Annotated in this window: 16 protein-coding genes; 1 reads left to right on the forward strand and 15 read right to left on the reverse strand. The window is 35.9% G+C overall.

Annotated features, from left to right (window positions below; genetic code table 11):
* Nucleotides 1-199: 199 nt before the first annotated feature.
* Nucleotides 200-1093 (forward strand): helix-turn-helix domain-containing protein, encoded by an 894-nt coding sequence (locus LX80_RS06855; protein WP_111294556.1) that lies wholly within the window; start codon nucleotides 200-202, stop codon nucleotides 1091-1093.
* Between the two features lie 13 nt (nucleotides 1094-1106).
* Here LX80_RS06855 and LX80_RS06860 read toward each other — a convergent pair whose 3' ends face one another.
* From LX80_RS06860 to deoC, 15 genes are all read right to left on the reverse strand, one after another.
* Nucleotides 1107-1646 (reverse strand): YceI family protein, encoded by a 540-nt coding sequence (locus tag LX80_RS06860; RefSeq protein ID WP_111294558.1) that lies wholly within the window; start codon nucleotides 1644-1646, stop codon nucleotides 1107-1109.
* Nucleotides 1647-1685: 39 nt separating this feature from the next.
* Entirely contained in the window at nucleotides 1686-2825 is a 1140-nt protein-coding gene (locus LX80_RS06865) for an NAD(P)/FAD-dependent oxidoreductase (RefSeq protein WP_111294560.1), read from the reverse strand.
* Nucleotides 2809-3513: a methyltransferase domain-containing protein gene (locus LX80_RS06870; RefSeq protein ID WP_111294562.1), complete on the reverse strand. Its 705-nt coding sequence runs from the start codon at nucleotides 3511-3513 to the stop codon at nucleotides 2809-2811. Before LX80_RS06870 ends, LX80_RS06865 begins: the two co-directional genes overlap by 17 nt.
* The gene (locus LX80_RS06875) at nucleotides 3510-4571 is read right to left on the reverse strand and encodes a type III polyketide synthase (protein ID WP_245898011.1); all 1062 of its coding nucleotides are present in this window, start codon (nucleotides 4569-4571) and stop codon (nucleotides 3510-3512) included. The genes LX80_RS06870 and LX80_RS06875 overlap by 4 nt, the downstream gene beginning before the upstream one ends.
* Nucleotides 4572-4593: 22 nt before the next feature.
* Nucleotides 4594-5457, reverse strand: coding sequence for a UbiA family prenyltransferase (locus LX80_RS06880; RefSeq protein ID WP_245898009.1), 864 nt, complete (start codon nucleotides 5455-5457; stop codon nucleotides 4594-4596).
* Nucleotides 5458-5530: 73 nt separating this feature from the next.
* Nucleotides 5531-6934 (reverse strand): MBL fold metallo-hydrolase, encoded by a 1404-nt coding sequence (locus LX80_RS06885; RefSeq protein ID WP_111294567.1) that lies wholly within the window; start codon nucleotides 6932-6934, stop codon nucleotides 5531-5533.
* 77 nt (nucleotides 6935-7011) lie between these two features.
* A complete protein-coding gene (locus LX80_RS06890) occupies nucleotides 7012-7413 on the reverse strand; it encodes a DUF4442 domain-containing protein (protein ID WP_211307716.1) in 402 nt (133 codons plus the stop codon).
* 146 nt (nucleotides 7414-7559) lie between these two features.
* Entirely contained in the window at nucleotides 7560-8297 is a 738-nt protein-coding gene (locus LX80_RS06895; RefSeq protein ID WP_111294571.1) for an MlaE family ABC transporter permease, read from the reverse strand.
* A gap of 49 nt (nucleotides 8298-8346) precedes the next feature.
* Complete coding sequence (locus LX80_RS14680; RefSeq protein ID WP_317046464.1) at nucleotides 8347-10746, reverse strand: NADP-dependent malic enzyme; 2400 nt, start codon at nucleotides 10744-10746, stop codon at nucleotides 8347-8349.
* Nucleotides 10747-10853: 107 nt separating this feature from the next.
* Nucleotides 10854-11540, reverse strand: a complete 687-nt coding sequence (locus tag LX80_RS06905) for a response regulator transcription factor (protein ID WP_111294573.1) — start codon at nucleotides 11538-11540, stop codon at nucleotides 10854-10856.
* Nucleotides 11541-11703: 163 nt separating this feature from the next.
* Nucleotides 11704-12885, reverse strand: coding sequence for a M20 metallopeptidase family protein (locus LX80_RS06910; RefSeq protein ID WP_111294575.1), 1182 nt, complete (start codon nucleotides 12883-12885; stop codon nucleotides 11704-11706).
* 19 nt (nucleotides 12886-12904) lie between these two features.
* On the reverse strand, nucleotides 12905-13330 hold the full coding sequence (locus LX80_RS06915) for an SPOR domain-containing protein (RefSeq protein ID WP_111294577.1): 426 nt from the start codon (nucleotides 13328-13330) through the stop codon (nucleotides 12905-12907).
* A gap of 9 nt (nucleotides 13331-13339) precedes the next feature.
* A complete protein-coding gene (locus LX80_RS06920) occupies nucleotides 13340-14227 on the reverse strand; it encodes an aldehyde dehydrogenase family protein (RefSeq protein WP_111294579.1) in 888 nt (295 codons plus the stop codon).
* 54 nt (nucleotides 14228-14281) lie between these two features.
* Nucleotides 14282-15751: an aldehyde dehydrogenase family protein gene (locus LX80_RS06925; RefSeq protein WP_111294581.1), complete on the reverse strand. Its 1470-nt coding sequence runs from the start codon at nucleotides 15749-15751 to the stop codon at nucleotides 14282-14284.
* A gap of 36 nt (nucleotides 15752-15787) precedes the next feature.
* On the reverse strand, nucleotides 15788-16702 hold the full coding sequence (deoC, locus tag LX80_RS06930; RefSeq protein WP_111294583.1) for a deoxyribose-phosphate aldolase: 915 nt from the start codon (nucleotides 16700-16702) through the stop codon (nucleotides 15788-15790).
* Nucleotides 16703-16783 lie beyond the last annotated feature (81 nt).

The raw sequence follows: 16783 nt of genomic DNA on the forward strand, positions 1-16783 counted from the left end.
TTTTAATACTTTTTTATCCATTTATGAAAAATATTTAACAATTTTTAGCGGGTTGATTTTGAAAGTACTGTAATAACCTTGATTTGACATATATCAAGAATATTTTAAAACAATACTTTTTTAGCCTAAAATGAATAATTTTATGCCGGATGCAGCGTTTTAAAAGTCAAGTTGTCTAAGGAAAATTTAAATCGGTTACATGCATAATCCGACTAAAATTCTAAAAGAAATTATTCCATTAACCCAGAATGATTGCTTCACCATTTTTGCAAGGGAAAAGCAATCCGTTGATTATCCTTTACACTACCACGAAGAAATTGAGTTAAATTTTATCATGAATGCACCTAAAGCAAGAAGAGTAATAGGTGATCATATGGGTGAAACGGATAATCTTGAGCTAGTACTAATTGGTTCTAATTTGCAACACGGCTGGTTCAATCATCAATGTACCAGTAAAGAAATTACTGAAATAACAATTCAATTTCATCCCGATTTATTTGATGACAATTTGCTAAAACGTAATCAACTCAGCTATATTAAAAACCTTTTACAACTTTCATCACGTGGCATATTATTTTCCAAACAAACTGCTTCAGCAGTAAAACCTTTGTTATTAAAACTGCCACAAAAACAAGGTTTTGAATCAGTTTTAGAATTGTTTACCATTTTGCACCAACTATCAACTTCCAAAAATTATCGACTTCTAGCGTCTAATAACAACCTTCATAAAATAAAAACAAATAATTATGGTAATTCACGCTTGGAAGCAGTGATGGAGTATTTGAATAATCATTTTCACCAACCAATCAATCTTGCTGACATTGCCAATATAGCCGCAATGACAGAAGTTTCATTCAGCCGATTTTTTAAAAACAGAACAGGCCAAACTTTTATTGATACTTTAAACGAAATTAGAATTGGCCATGCTGCAAGATTATTAATTGAAACCAATTTAAGCATAAATGAAATAGCAGATAAATGTGGCTATAACAACATGAGTAATTTTAATCGCGCCTTTAAAAAAAGAAAACAATGTACACCTAAGGAGTTTAGGGAAACTTATACAGACTTTGGTACAAAAATGTTTATTTAAAAAATGTATTGCGTCATTTAACCGCCATTACATTTAATTGTACTAATACCGTATTAGCCAAAACCCAACTTGAAGAACCAACACCAAAATCTAAACGATTAATGGTAAACTGACCTTGCAAACGATATCCTATTGACGTAGCCTCAACTTTAAATGGGAAATTAATTGTTTTAGAAACACCTTTTATAGTTAATTTTCCGGTAACCCAACACATTCCATCTGTCAAGTTTTTATATACATTAGTAGATATGAAATGCAGTTCTGGGAACTTTTCCACATCAAAATAATCACTTGCACGCAAATGCTGATCTCGTGCATTGATCCCTGTATTTACAGTGGCCGCTTCAACCGTTACATTAAAATAGTCTTTGGTACAGTCTTGTTCGTTAATAATCATTTCACCTTGTAATCCCTTTAGCGTTCCCGAAGTATTAATGCCAAAGTTTTTAATGGTAAAACGAATGTGGGAAGCTGCATCATCGGGATGAAAAATTTGAGCATTTACCTGCATAAAAAGCATGAAACAACTTACCAACAAACTAATTCTTATCATATATGCATTTTAGCCTTATATCTATTCAACAAAGCAAAACTAAAATGGTTGGCCATGTGTAGCAGCGATGATATGCCTGGCTAAGAAAGGTAAGCGGCGCATTACTCCTAAAGAAAGAGAAGTGAGCCAATCTGCACCCATTAATGATTGTACTTTTCTTCCATACCATAATCGAGTTTTGAAATGGTGTTCCCAATCAATCCTGTATTGTCGTTCCATTTCAAGCCTATTAATCATACCTTTCAAAAACTTGTCAACCACAGTAAAAGCTAATTTGCCGGAATGCATTGCCATACTCATTCCATTACCACATAAAGGGGTAATTAAACCCGCAGCATCACCAACCATTAAAACATGATTTTGTATTTGCGTTTTGGGTGCAAAAGATACCTGTGCAATAGCCTCGGGTTTTGCGTATAAAAATTCTGCCTCACTAAAAATTTTTTTTAAAGCGGGATTTTGATACAAAACCCTTTCTTGCATTGCCTCAATACTGTTTTCATTTTCCTTCAAGTTACGCATTGTAGTAAGATAACACAAGCAACATTTTTCATCTTCAATCATGGAAATACCGCAATAGCCATTTTTGAAATTATGCAGTGCTATCAAATTATTGGGAAAGTGATATTTAATGTGATATTTAATGCCAATAAAATTATTACAGGATGAAAATTTTCTTTCTTCGTTAATTCTTTTCAACTGAACATCTATATTGCTTCGTTTACCAAAACTGCCTATAACAACTCTTGATGAAAAATTTCCCTTGGTGGTAACTACCGCAAAAAAATCTTGCAAAAAGTTGATGTTCATCACTTTTGTTCCTGCAAATACTTGTACATTTTTTTCAATGGCAAGTTTATATAATTCATCATCTAACTTAAACCTGCTTATACCAAAGCCCCCTAAATCTAATTGAAACGGATAGGCATTGCCTTTGATATCTGTTACCAGCAATTGTTGAATTTCAGGTAATTGCCATGAGTTTAATGGCAATCCTAATTCAATTAAAAAAGATTTGCTTTCATTACTCACATATTCACCGCAAACTTTATGAAATGGATATTCCTCTTTTTCAAAAACAGCAACATTGTAACCGGCATTTGCACATTGAATGGCAAAAGTTAAACCACCCAAGCCACCACCTGCAACAATTATATCAAAATTAATTTCTCTTTGCATGTTGTACCAAGATTAAATATCGAAATGCCCATTTCCAAGAAATAGTATAATGTTGAATATCAGCAAATTCCAATAAAGAAATCCACTCCGTTTTTCGCCATCCTTTTGCTACGCTTAAAGCTGCATCGTGCTTTACTAAATATGATTTTGAAAAGATTTTAGTGAGGAATAAAATTGAATAGTATGCGAAACCATTTCTATGCAAATCATTTATAAAAAAACCTAACTCGCAATTTTCTTTCATCCATTTTAATTGAAAACAAATTTCTTTTTCGGTGAAATGATGGCAGAACAAACTTGAAAATATAATATCGGGTTTTTGTTTAAAATGAACAGTTGCAAAATCTGCTACTATCCAATTCGTATTCATCCTGCTGTCAAATAATGCTTTAGCAACTTCAATACAATTTTCGTTTTTATCAATACCTACTATGCTGATTGTAATATTATGTTGAATACAAAAAGTAGCAATAGCTTTTAAATTATCACCTCCACCACAACCTATTTCACAAACAGTAACTGATTTCCTATTACCTACTAATTTTTTAAATCCATTCAATGTAATTTTATGGCCGCCTAACCAAGTATTAATCACATTCAATTCCTGCATGTTTATTTTGATTTCCTCAAAAGGGATATTCTCCCCATCTAATAATTCAGGTTGATATGATCGATTTTGCAAATTCATATTAAAGTAGCAGTAAAGGTTTCCATTGTTAAACCGGGGCCAAATGCTATTCCAAAAACGGATTCCTCATGCAATGGCTTTTGCTTCATAATTTCATTTAACACAAATAATATACTTGGCGAAGACATATTGCCATAGTTTTCTAAAACATATCGGGAAGGGATTGTTTTACACGGCGGCAATTGTAATTTTTGTTCAATTACGTCAATAATTTTTCTTCCGCCGGGATGAATACACCAGTGTACAATATCTGGCGTTGAAAGTTTATTTTTTTCTAACGCAGTGGCAACTAATACATCAATATCACTTTCTATAATTGTTGGAATAAAACTGCTCAAAGTCATCTCAAAACCATTGTTACCAATTTGCCAGGCCATATCATTTTTGCCTTTATTTTCAATTGAAGAATAAAAATTATTCAATTGTATTACTGCTTTGGAATTATTTTGGAGAATTTGATTAGAAACCAATACAGCAGCGGCACCATCAGCAAACAACATGCTACTTGTTGCATTATCGTCCGAAAATTTGGGTTGAAAATGTATTGTACATAATTCAACAGCAACTATTGCAACCAAAGCATTGGGTTCGGCATTACAAATATAATTAGCCATTTTTAGTGCATGAATGGCTGCATAACATCCCATAAAATTAACAGAGGTTCTAAAAATGCTTTTAGACATTTGAAGCATTTCAACCAATTGCAAATCAATACCGGGTGCACACATACCTGTACAACTTACCGTAATAAGATGCGTAATTTCAGAAGATACTGCTACCCCTTCTAAACAATGTTGAACAGCAGAAAAAGCCAATTGTGGCGCCAAGGACTGATAAACTTCCATACGTTTAGCTACGGTAGGATTCTCATTCCCTTCAAAAAACAATTGTCTATTATTTAGTTCATGATCCGAAAAGTCTGATAAAACGGAGTAGCGTTGACGAATGCCACTTTGACGGTATAAATAGGCTAAGATTCGTTTTTGTGATTGGTTTAAAGCATACATATCCTGCATAAAATGCAGAATATTGATTTGCTGATGACAATATTTTGGCACCGCTGTTCCTATGGATATAATATTAGCCAAATTGTTGCAGTATAAGTATAAAAATAAAAGCTACATTAGTAAATATAGCAGCAATCCAATTCATTCGCATTGTTTGTTTAAAGTTTGCCTGTGCTGAATCTTTCCATACGCAATACAACCAGTAAAAAAAGTTAACCAATACCGGTAAAAAGAATAATTGAATAACAATAAATACATAGGCAGCACCAATACTTATAAAATAGTATGCCATGCATAAAAATGCCAGCATGTACATGAACATACAAAACAAAAATGTTCCTCTCACCCCCAATAACATGGATATGGTAGTTACCCCATCTGCCTTGTCGGCTTCATGTTGATACACTTGTGTAATTGGATAAAAACCACCAATTAATAAAATAGAAATAACAGCACCCATTATAGGGAATGTAACAATTGATTCACCGGTTGCGGCAACATAAACAGTAAAAAAAATTAACCCACCTTGATTAAATACCACTGTGAGAAAGCCAATAATTGGAAATTTTTTTAGTCGAATTCCTCTGTAACTATATAGCCGAGAAAAACATACGTATATGCAAATACCTATGCCAACAGTTGTACTTAACCAAAATGCCCATAAAACCGCTAACACATCCATTATGAAGGAAACATAAAATAGTTGCTTAGTGGGCAACATTGGTTTAGCTACCCCGCCAATACTTTCTGTATCCTTATCCATGTAACTATTATAGGCATTACTGGCAGGATATAATAATACATGAATAATAATAAAAAGCTGCAATACATTTTCCCAATGTATTGTTTTTACAAACAATAAAGCAAACCAAAATACCGGCATTAAAAAAAAAGAAAAAGGGAAGCGTAACAATTGTATAGTGGATTGCTTTAGCATAGTTGATTATTATCGTCGAACTTTTTTGTTCGTGGAATGGATAATTTATGAAAACGCTTCCCTTTCAATACCACTAATCCAATAAATGCTCTGAATGAAGTTCAGGAATTACTACTTCTTTAAATCCTTTTCGCAATAATCTACTGCGAAAATCTTGTTGAACATCATATTCCCCATGTACTAAAAATAATATACGCACCAAATCTTTTTGTTGGCAAGCTACAAACTGCAATAAATCGTCATAATCACCATGTGCACTCATACTATGCATTTCACCGATTTCTGCTACAACTTTATAATAATCCGCAAATATTTTTACCTCTTTTGCACCTGCCAATAAACGTCCGCCAAGGGTATGCGGCTCGCAATAGCCTACCATTAAAATGGTATTTTTACTATCGCCTATATTATTCAATATATGATGTTTTACCCTGCCTGCATCTGCCATTCCACTTGCAGAAATAATAACACAAGGTTCTGTTTTAAAATTCAATGCTTTACTTTCATCGACAGTTTTAATAAAAGTGAGACCGGGAAAATCAAATGGATCACTATCTTGTTCCATAACCTTTCTAATTCTGCTATTAAAGTATTGCGGATATGACTTAACCACTTGTGTAGCTTCTCTGCTTAAGGGACTATCCACATAAACAGCCACTTTAGGCAATCTTCTTTCTAAAGAAAGTTGATTTAAAGCATACAATAATTCCTGTGTACGACCTACACTAAATGCAGGTATAATTAATTTTCCTTTTTTTTCTACACAAGTATGTTCAATCCATTTTAATAAAGTATCCGGAACACTATGTACATCATCATGTAGCTTATTACCATAGGTACTCTCTAAAATAATGTAATCAGATTGCGGAAATGTTTGTGGGGATCGTAAAATAACATCATTATATCTACCCACATCACCACTGAAAGTTATTTGCTTTGTTTGGCCATTTTCAGTAATACGTAAATGTATGGCTGCACTACCAATAATATGCCCAGTATCGGTGAACATAAATTCAATGCCCGGCTCAATAGTTGTCCATACACCATATTCGGCCAAATTAAAATAATCAAAAGCTTTTTCTGCATCCGATAAATCGTATAAAGGTTCATAAGGAGGAAGCCCTTGCTTGGCTCTTTTTTTATTAATGAATTTCGTATCATCGCGTTGAATTTCTGCAGAATCTTGTAATAAAACATCACTCAATTCGCGAGTTGCAGGTGTTGAAAATATTTTACCCTGAAAACCTTCTTTCACCAACTTTGGTATTAAACCACAGTGATCAATATGTGCATGCGATAAAATTAAATAATCAATTTCAGAGGGTACAAAACCAAATTGCATATTTAATTGTTCAGTTTCTTTACCCAACCCTTGAAACATACCACAATCTAACAATATTTTTCTTCCATTATCTAAGGTTACTAAATGTTTTGTGCCGGTAACCATTCTGGCAGCACCGTGAAATGTAATTTTCATATTCAAATTAAAAATAAATTATTAAATGTTTGTTTTTAAAGTTAATACAAATTCATATTCAACTTTCAAATACCGGTTTATTTTCTTTTAAAACTCCAGTTAAATTCAAAATTGGCAACAATTTCATGATGTTCATTTACACCAACTGATCGGCAGATAATGCTAACACCTTCACCTGTATTAATGGTTTGTTGAATAGCTGCAGCAATGTCATCACCGTTAGTACATTTAAAATGAATAGCACCGGTAGCTTTTTTCAGAAATTGGGCATTTAACCCCACCACCAACATGCTTACGTTAGCTTGTTTATCGGCAATGTGTGCAAAAGCTAAAATACCGGTGCTTAACTCTGCTGCCATACTCAGCACAGCAAAATATATGGAACGAAATGGATTTTTATTTAAATAACGATACTTTACACCAATAACTGCCTCGTTGGTTGTTAATTGCTTTACACGTAAACCTGCCCAAAATGCCATGGGCAGATTTTTTAATAAAAAAAATTGATATAGGAATGGGTTACTAACAACCTTTTGAAAGGATTGGAATGATTGTACTTTCATATGTGCAAACTGAATAAACTACAATTTAACAAATTGTAGCCGGTAACCCAAACAAAATAACATTAAAGCAATAAAGCAGCTAATGCATAATCGGCAAACAAAATCAAAATACAACTGGTAACTACGGCACGGGTACTAGCCTTTCCAATTTCTAATGCACCACCCTTTACAAAGTAACCAAAATAAGCAGGAACACTGCTAATAATAAAAGCAAAGGTGTATGATTTGTATAAAGCAAATTGTATGTTGTAAAGATTTAAATTTTGCCGTAAACCAACATCATAAATATCATATGATATAATGCCGGTTAAACTGCCGGCTTCCCTTCCACCCCATATTCCTAACACAGCAGAAATAACTATTAATGCTGGAACAACTATTAATGCTGCTAAAATTTTAGGGAACAATAAATAACTTTTTGTATTGATACCCATAATTTCTATGGCATCAATTTGTTCGCTAATGCGCATATTACCCAATTCACTTGCAATTTTACTACCAACTACTCCCGCCAAAACAATACAAACAACGGTGGGTGAAAGTTCCAAAATCATACTATCACGAACAATTTGTGCAATGGTTGCCTGTGGCACTAATGGGCTAACCAATTGATAGGCTGTTTGTACAGTGGTTACCGCACCTAAGAACAAAGAAATTATCACAACAATTGGCAAGGCGCCAACACCAATATCAACACATTGGTTCATTAGTTCCTTCCAATACATTTTCCAGTTTTCGGGCTTGGTAAACATGCCCTTCAACAACAATAAAAAAGCGCCTAGATGCGAGAAAAATGACATTCGTTTTCGTTTGTGTATAGTTAGTTTGTAAAAAAACTTATTAAAAATATTAATTCTTTTTCAAACGGCGTTTTTTCCACCATTTGGTTTTTTGAATTTCAGCTTCAGTATCCAATTTACATTTCATTTGTGCATCAACAACGGCAATTAATGCCATATTTACAATACTACGTACACTGCTTCCCAATTGTAACACATGCACCGGTTTCTTTAGCCCTAACAAAATGGGCCCAATGGCATCCGCACCACCTAACTCTTTCAATAAATTATAAGCAATATTACCGGAAGTGAGATTAGGGAAGATAAGTACATTTACATCCTGATCAACCAAATCACTGAATGGATAATTATCTTTTAAAATTTCGTTATTAAAAGCCAAGCTGGCTTGCATTTCTCCATCAATAATTAATGAAGGGTTTCGTTGTTTTACAATTTGTACGGCTTCGGCAACCAACTTTGCCTCATATGAATTACTGCTACCAAAGTTACTATAGCTAAGCATTGCAATGCGAGGGGTTAAGTTAAATGTGCGCACCTCACGGGCTACCATTAATGTAATATCAGCTAATTCTTCGGCAGAAGGATTAAAATTAATTGTAGTATCTGCCAAAAATAAAGGACCACGTTTGGTAAGCAGTAAATACATGCCTGCAATATTTTTTACACCTTCATCGGTACCAATAATTTGTAAAGCAGGTTTAATTGCATCGGCATAGTTGCGGGTTAGCCCCGAAATCATAGCATCAGCATCTCCCGTTTCAACCATCATACAACCAAAATGGTTCCTGTCTTTCATGCGTTTAAAACTCTCATAACGGTTAAAGCCTTTACGTTGTCGTTTCTGGAAAAATATTTGTCCATAAAATTCACGCTTATCGGCATAAGCATCGCTTCGTGGATCAATAATGGGCAAATCAGAAATATCAATACTGTTTTCCTCAGCTATTCGTTTAATGTCTTCTTCAACACCTAATAATATAGGATATCCTATTCCTTCATCATAAACAATACTGGCAGCTTTAATAATTTTTAAATTATCTGCTTCTGCAAACACAATGCGCTTTGGTGCACGGCGGGCTTTACTGCTAATAATGCGCATTAATTGATTATCTAAGCCTAACCGTTTATTCAATTCCAAAACATATTCATCCCAGTTATCAATAGTACGTTGCGCCACACCTGTTTCAATAGCGGCTTTGGCTACGGCAGGTGCAACAGTTGATAATAATCGAGGATCAACGGGTTTGGGAATAATATAATCAGGACCGTAAGTTAAGTTTTTAAGGTTGTAAGCTAAGTTTACAACATCAGGCACCGGTTTACGGGCCAATTCGGCCAATGCCTTCACTGCGGCCAATTTCATGGCTTCATTAATTTGAGTAGCACGTACATCTAATGCGCCCCTAAAAATGTACGGAAATCCCAATACGTTATTTACCATATTCGGATAATCGCTTCTGCCGGTAGCCATAATAATATCTTTCCTAACGGCAATTGCATCTTCATAACTTATTTCCGGGTCGGGATTAGCCATGGCAAATACTATAGGATTCTTAGCCATGCTTTTAATCATTTCTTTAGATACAACATTACCTACACTTAAGCCTAAAAACACATCAGCATCTTTCATTGCTTTTGCCAAATCCCAGTCGGGTTTATCAACTGCAAATTTCTTTTTTAAATCATCTAAGTCGGTACGGCCTTTGTGTAACACTCCATCTTTATCAAACATAATAAAGTTTTCATACTTCGCCCCTAACTCAATGTACAATCGTACACAAGCCATGGCTGCGGCACCTGCACCATTTACAACAAATTTTGCTTTTTCAATTTTCTTTTTTTGAATATCTAATGCATTCAGCAAAGCTGCGCTGCTAATAATTGCAGTGCCATGCTGGTCATCATGCATAATCGGAATTCTAAGTTGTTTACGCAGTTGTTCTTCAATGTAAAAACATTCCGGTGCTTTAATATCTTCCAAATTAATACCGCCAAATGTTGGCTCTAAACTTTTTACAATAGCCACAAATTTTTCCGGATCCTTTTCATTAATTTCAATATCAAACACATCAATATCCGCAAAAATTTTAAACAAAACCCCTTTCCCTTCCATTACAGGCTTGCTGGCTTCGGGGCCAATATCGCCCAAACCTAACACTGCCGTTCCGTTTGAAATAACGGCAACCAAATTGCCTTTTGTTGTGTATTTGTAAATATTTTCAGGATTTTCTTTAATAGCCTTGCAAGGCTCTGCAACACCGGGGCTATAGGCTAACGATAAGTCGCGCTGTGTTTTTGCTTCTTTGGTAGGTATTACTTCAATTTTTCCCGGACGTCCTTTGGCATGGTATTCCAATGCCTCTTCTCGCTTTAACTTTTTAATATCCATGGCTGCATTTTTTTGTTGCCGGCTAATACAACTTTGGGCATCGCCTGTTGTGTCACTCACTTCAGGGTTCGGGGCAGTAGGCAACAATGCCGTTACCCTAAAAACATTGTTTTAGCCGCATGCAAAGTACAACTAAAATACAGAAATAACCATGATTGTAATAAGCGCTAAAAATTTTGCGTGTAATCGGCCATATGTGTTAAGCCATGCTGATGGGCAAATAAAGTTAAATGCTGACGGCTGGTAAGTTTTAATTTATTGGACACTGCTTCAAAATAGCCATGTACCGATTTTTCGCTCAGGTTCATTAAATCGGCTACTTGTTTATACTTTAACGAAGTGGCAGCTAAAATTATGAATGCCATTTCTTTGGGGTTAAGTGTGGGTAATGCATTCCGAAAAGCAATAATTTTTTCTTTCCGTTTTTTAACGGTTGCCAGAATGTGCTCAATGTCAAAGTCAAGCCTATAGTCAATAAAAATATCTCCTTTTAGCACTTTCTCAATGGCTTCGGCCAAAATATTTTCCAACAAGGCTTTTGCAACAAAACCATCCATACCGGCTGTAATAGCATGTATGGCCATTCCTTCAGTACTATGCGAGGTTAATCCTATAATTCGAATTTGGGGAAATTGATCTTTTATAAAACTGGTAGCTTCAATACCATCTATCAATGGCATTTCAATATCCATTAATATTACATCAGGTAACTCTTTGTGGGTAATTATTTCCTTCAGTAAATCCATACCGTTACGAGCAAAATACAACAACTGCATTCCTGGTTCCCGTAATACCCAACCGGTAGTTTTATCTAAAAAATTTACATTGTCTTCAGCAATCACAATTAAGGCCATACTCAGCAGCAAATTAGAATATTACATCAATTTATACTGCAAGGTATGGGTTTACACTTTACAAAAATTCCGTGAAATCACCTGATTTTTTTGTTGAAAAGTATAGTAGATTTGCAAATTTGCGTTGTTTTTTAATTAAAAATTTTCACCATCAATATTGGAATTATAAGGAAGCACTTGCTCCCAGCCAAGCCATCATACCCATTCCCGTTTCTATGGCTGCTTCATCAATATTAAAAGTGGGCGTGTGAACCCCTGAAGTAATTCCTTTTTCCGTATTCATTACACCCAACCTAAAAAAACATCCGGGTATCACCTGTGTGTAATATCCAAAGTCTTCAGCGCCCATTCTTACTTCTGTTTCTTCAATATTATTTTCACCCATATATTGATTAGCTAATTGCCATGCATTCTCCGTCAATTCAGCATCGTTATCAACAGTTGGGTAACCAATATCAATATGCAATTGCACTTCTGCCCCCATACTTTTAGCCATACCATTAACCATTTGTTCAATTAATGTATGGGCTTTAAATCGCCATTGCTCATCCATTGCTCTAAATGTTCCCATTAATTTAACCTCGCTGGGAATTACATTAGTGGTATGCCCGCCCTGTATAGAACAAATTGACAACACCGATGGCGACAAAGGGTTATTGTTGCGAGAAATAATTTGTTGCAAAGCAGTAATAATATGAGCTGCTACCAAAATAGTATCAACAGTTAAATGTGGTGCAGCAGCATGTCCACCTTTACTTTTTATGGTAATATAAATTTCATCGGCACTTGCCATAACGCGTCCTTTTCTAAAACTTAGTTTTCCTATTGGCAAACCCGGATGTACATGTAAGCCAATAATACCTTGTGGTTTAGGATTTTCTAATGCGCCTTCTTTAATTAATAAACTAGCTCCACCGGGATTTCTTTCTTCACCGGGTTGAAAAATAAATTTCACGGTACCTTTCCACGCATGCTTCAACTCATTTAATATTTTAACTGCCCCCAACAAGCAAGTGGTATGCACATCGTGCCCACAGGCATGCATTACACCATCATTAGTTGAGCGATAGCTAACGGTATTTTCCTCTTGAATGGGCAAAGCATCCATATCGGCACGCAAAGCCATTATACGAGATGCAGGTTCAATTCCTTCAATTGTACCAACAATGCCTGTACCTGCTTTTACTTGAAATGATATACCCCACTCCGTTAGTTTTGATTGAATGAATTTAGAAGTTTCAAATTCCTGATAACTTAATTCAGGGTGTGCATGTAACCAGTGGCGCACTTCAATAAATTCGTTGGCATATAACTTAGCCTTTTGTTGAATGGCTGACAAAAGCATAATGACAGTTTAATATCTTTTAATTAATAGCACCCGTAGCTGTGTATTCCACCATATCATCTACTACATAAACGCTGAATGGGAATGTATTATTTAATTGCGTTCGTAATACTTCCGCATCTTCCCGTTTTAAAAAATTGCCGATACGCACTTTAAAATAAGGGCTTTGAAAAAGAACGTATGATTTTTGTTGAGGGAATTTAGACAATAGTTCAGATTTTATTTTAAAAGCTTCATCGCGACTACTGGTGCTTAATACTTGAATGCGATAACCTTTCACCAATCCACCAGTTGCTTTCAACATTAAGCGTTTATTCATTGCTGCCTGCTTAGCCACCAAGGTGTCCATCCGAGCATCTTTATACACAATAATCGTATCCGCAGAATTAGCATATACTTGCGTGGCGGCAATAATAAAAATAGCTATTAACAATACTCTAATCATATACACGTATTAATATCCCGATTTGCCGGCAGCCACCGTTTCAATAGGATGCCAAGTTGTTTTTATTTCCTGTACATCGGTTATAAAATAAGGCGATTGTGCAGTGTCGTCTAACCAACTTATTGCATTGTATTCAACAACACGTTTTACATTTAAAGCCGATTTTTCTTTCACTAGCTGCATTTCCTGATTTGTTAATTGATAGGTTACAACTGCATTCACATCCATGTGATCGGCAAAATATTTTAGCAGCTCGCTAACTTTTCCGGTTAAAATATTCACTACACCTGCAGGCACATCAGATGAATGAATAATTTCTGCGAAACTAATGGCAGATAAAGGCAACTGTTCTGCCGCCAATACCACACAGGTATTGCCGCCTGCAATTACGGGCGCTATGGCTGAAACTAAACCAATTAAAGCCGATTGCTGTGAAGCAACTATAGCCACCACTCCGGTTGGTTCCGGCACAGAAAAATTAAAGTGAGGCGATGCTACCGGATTAACTGAACTAAAAACCTGCTGATATTTATCGCACCAGCCCGCATAATATACCATACGGTCAATGGCTGCACTAACTTCATTGTTGGCATCAACAGATTTATATCCTAATAAAAGTAATTCATCAATTAACTGGGTTCTTCTACTCTCCATCATCTCAGCTATACGGTATAGTATTTGCGAACGATTAAAAGCTGATTTCCCTGACCAGCCGCTAAAGGCACTTCGTGCAGCAACAACAGCATCGCGAAAATCTTTCCGAGAGGCCAAACACATGTTAGCAATCAATTTTCCATTGGCGTTTTTTACGGCATAATACCGTCCGGACTCTGTTCTTGGAAATTGTCCGCCAATGTAAAGTTTATAAGTTTTTAGTACATCAATTCTTTCAGTCATATTTTCAAATTGAAGATTCAGATAATTTTACTTTGATACACAAGCGCCATTACGTTACTTAACATAAGCATTTAATCCATGTAAACCACCTTCACGTCCAAAGCCGCTTTCCTTGTATCCGCCAAATGGTGAAACCGGATCGAACTTGTTGTACGTATTTGCCCATACCACACCAGCACGTAACCGCGTTGTAATATTAAATATTCGTGAGCCCTTGTTGGTCCATACTCCTGCACTTAAACCATATGGTGTATTATTGGCTTTTTCAATTACTTCATCATCCGTTCTAAATGTTTGAATGGCTAATACCGGGCCAAAAATTTCTTCCTGTGCAATACGACTGCTTTGTGCAACATTGGTAAATAAAGTAGGCCTGCAGAAAAAACCTTTATTAGGTAAAGCACAACTGCTTTCAAACATTTCGGCACCTTCCTTCTTCCCAATGGCAATGTATTTTTGAATGGTTTGTAATTGTTGCTTGGAATTAATGGCACCAACATCAGTATTCTTATCTAATGGATTTCCAACTATTAAAGTAGCAATTCTGTCTTTCAGTTTCTGAAGTACCTCTTTGTAAACAGATTCCTGAACAAACAAACGGGAACCGGCACAACATACGTGGCCCTGATTAAAATAAATACCGTTTATAATTCCTTCTACAGCCTGATCAATGGGTGCATCTTCAAAAATAATATTAGCTGCTTTACCGCCAAGTTCAAGCGTTAATTTTTTATGAGTGTTAGCAGTAGCACGTTGAATAATTTTACCCACTTCTGTACTGCCGGTGAAAGCAATTTTATCAATGTCGGGATGATTAACAAGTGCTGCGCCTGTTTCACCGGCACCCGTAATAATGTTTACAACACCTGGCGGCAAATCGCAATCTTGAATTAATTCTGCCAATTTTAAAGCAGTTAATGGTGTAGTTTCTGCCGGTTTTAACACAACCGTATTACCACAAGCCAATGCCGGTGCAATTTTCCATGCAGCCATTAATAAAGGAAAATTCCAAGGAATAATTTGGCCTGCAACGCCTAACGGTGACACATTTCTGTTAGGGAAGGCATAATTCAGTTTATCAGCCCAACCGGCATAATAAAAGAAATGATTGGCTGCAAGAGGAATATCAATATCACGTGATTCGCGAATAGGCTTTCCGCCATCTAAACTTTCAATAATTGCAAATTCACGAGCACGCTCTTGAATCATTCTGGCAATTCGGAAAATATATTTAGCCCTTTCTTTGGCAGGCATTTTGCCCCAATGTCCATTATAGGCAGCCCGTGCAGCCTTAACAGCTTTATCAACATCGGCAGTACCTGCTTCAGCTACTGAAGCAATTTTTTGTTCCGTAGCAGGATTGATAGTATCGAAATATTTTTTGCTTAATGGTTTTTCAAATTTGCCATTAATGAACAAATTATATTGCTCGTTAATAGAGGCAGCACTTACACTTTCCGGCGCAGGTGCATATTTTATATTGAATTTTAGTGCGGGTTGAATATTTTTTGATGATTTAGCCATAAGCTTTTATTAATAATTTTTTAAATTCAAATACACTTAATCTATAGAGAAATAATTTGCTGCCTGGTATACACCGGTGCGTTCTTTTTCCAGTTGCATTAATACATCATTGGCAAGACTGCTGGCACCAAAGCGAAACCATTCATTACTTAACCAATCGGTTCCCAAAGTTTCCTGCACCATTACCAAGTAATGCAATGCAGCCTTAGCTTTTGAAATACCACCGGCAGGTTTCATGGCAATTTTTTTCCCGGTTCGATAATAAAAGTCGCGTATTGCTTCTAACATTACTAATGTTACAGGCATTGTTGCAGCAGGCTGAATTTTGCCGGTTGAGGTTTTAATGAAATCGGCACCGGCATACATGGCAATTTCACTGGCACGGCGCACATTATCGTAAGTTACTAACTCACCTGTTTCTAAAATTACTTTTAAACGAGCATTACCACAAGCTTCTTTAATGGCAGCTATTTCATCAAATACAAAATTGTATTCTCCTTGTAAAAATTTGCCGCGACTTATTACCATATCTATTTCATCGGCACCTTGATCAATGGCAAATTTGGTATCGCGCAATTTTACGTCGCGAGATGCCTGACCACTGGGAAAGGCAGTAGCAACAGCAGCAACCTTTACATTTGAACCTTGTAGGGCTTTTTTAGCTACCGCTACCATTGAGGGATATACACATATAGCCGCTACCGTTGGTAAGCCCGGGTAGGCATCATGTAAATGCATGGCTTTATAACATAACTGCTTTACTTTTCCATCGGTATCTTTTCCTTCCAACGTGGTTAAATCAATCATGTTTAAAGCCAACTTTAAGCCTTCAACTTTACTTTCAGTTTTTATACTACGCTTGGTAAAACGTGCAGCACGTTCTTCCACACCAACATGATCAATTTGAGGCGTATTTCTAAAATCGGGTAAAAATGCTGTTACAGCAGGCATATAGCAAGTTTAATTTTTTTCAAATGTAAATAAAAAAGGGGTTAAAAGCCTGTAAGCTTATAACCCCACTAAAATGACAAA

It is taken from the genome of Hydrotalea sandarakina (genome assembly GCF_003254115.1).
Taxonomy (GTDB): domain Bacteria; phylum Bacteroidota; class Bacteroidia; order Chitinophagales; family Chitinophagaceae; genus Hydrotalea; species Hydrotalea sandarakina.

Excerpts from the sequence above, each read along its gene's own strand:
- LX80_RS06855 (WP_111294556.1), top strand. The coding sequence starts at position 200 with ATGCATAATCCGACTAAAATTCTAAAAGAAATTATTCCATTAACCCAG.
- LX80_RS06860 (WP_111294558.1), bottom strand. The coding sequence starts at position 1,646 with ATGATAAGAATTAGTTTGTTGGTAAGTTGTTTCATGCTTTTTATGCAG.
- LX80_RS06865 (WP_111294560.1), bottom strand. The coding sequence starts at position 2,825 with ATGCAAAGAGAAATTAATTTTGATATAATTGTTGCAGGTGGTGGCTTG.
- LX80_RS06870 (WP_111294562.1), bottom strand. The coding sequence starts at position 3,513 with ATGAATTTGCAAAATCGATCATATCAACCTGAATTATTAGATGGGGAG.
- LX80_RS06880 (WP_245898009.1), bottom strand. The coding sequence starts at position 5,457 with ATGCTAAAGCAATCCACTATACAATTGTTACGCTTCCCTTTTTCTTTT.
- LX80_RS06885 (WP_111294567.1), bottom strand. The coding sequence starts at position 6,934 with ATGAAAATTACATTTCACGGTGCTGCCAGAATGGTTACCGGCACAAAA.
- LX80_RS06890 (WP_211307716.1), bottom strand. The coding sequence starts at position 7,413 with ATGGCATTTTGGGCAGGTTTACGTGTAAAGCAATTAACAACCAACGAG.
- LX80_RS06895 (WP_111294571.1), bottom strand. The coding sequence starts at position 8,297 with ATGTCATTTTTCTCGCATCTAGGCGCTTTTTTATTGTTGTTGAAGGGC.
- LX80_RS06905 (WP_111294573.1), bottom strand. The coding sequence starts at position 11,540 with ATGGCCTTAATTGTGATTGCTGAAGACAATGTAAATTTTTTAGATAAA.
- LX80_RS06910 (WP_111294575.1), bottom strand. The coding sequence starts at position 12,885 with ATGCTTTTGTCAGCCATTCAACAAAAGGCTAAGTTATATGCCAACGAA.
- LX80_RS06915 (WP_111294577.1), bottom strand. The coding sequence starts at position 13,330 with ATGATTAGAGTATTGTTAATAGCTATTTTTATTATTGCCGCCACGCAA.
- LX80_RS06920 (WP_111294579.1), bottom strand. The coding sequence starts at position 14,227 with ATGACTGAAAGAATTGATGTACTAAAAACTTATAAACTTTACATTGGC.
- LX80_RS06925 (WP_111294581.1), bottom strand. The coding sequence starts at position 15,751 with ATGGCTAAATCATCAAAAAATATTCAACCCGCACTAAAATTCAATATA.
- deoC (WP_111294583.1), bottom strand. The coding sequence starts at position 16,702 with ATGCCTGCTGTAACAGCATTTTTACCCGATTTTAGAAATACGCCTCAA.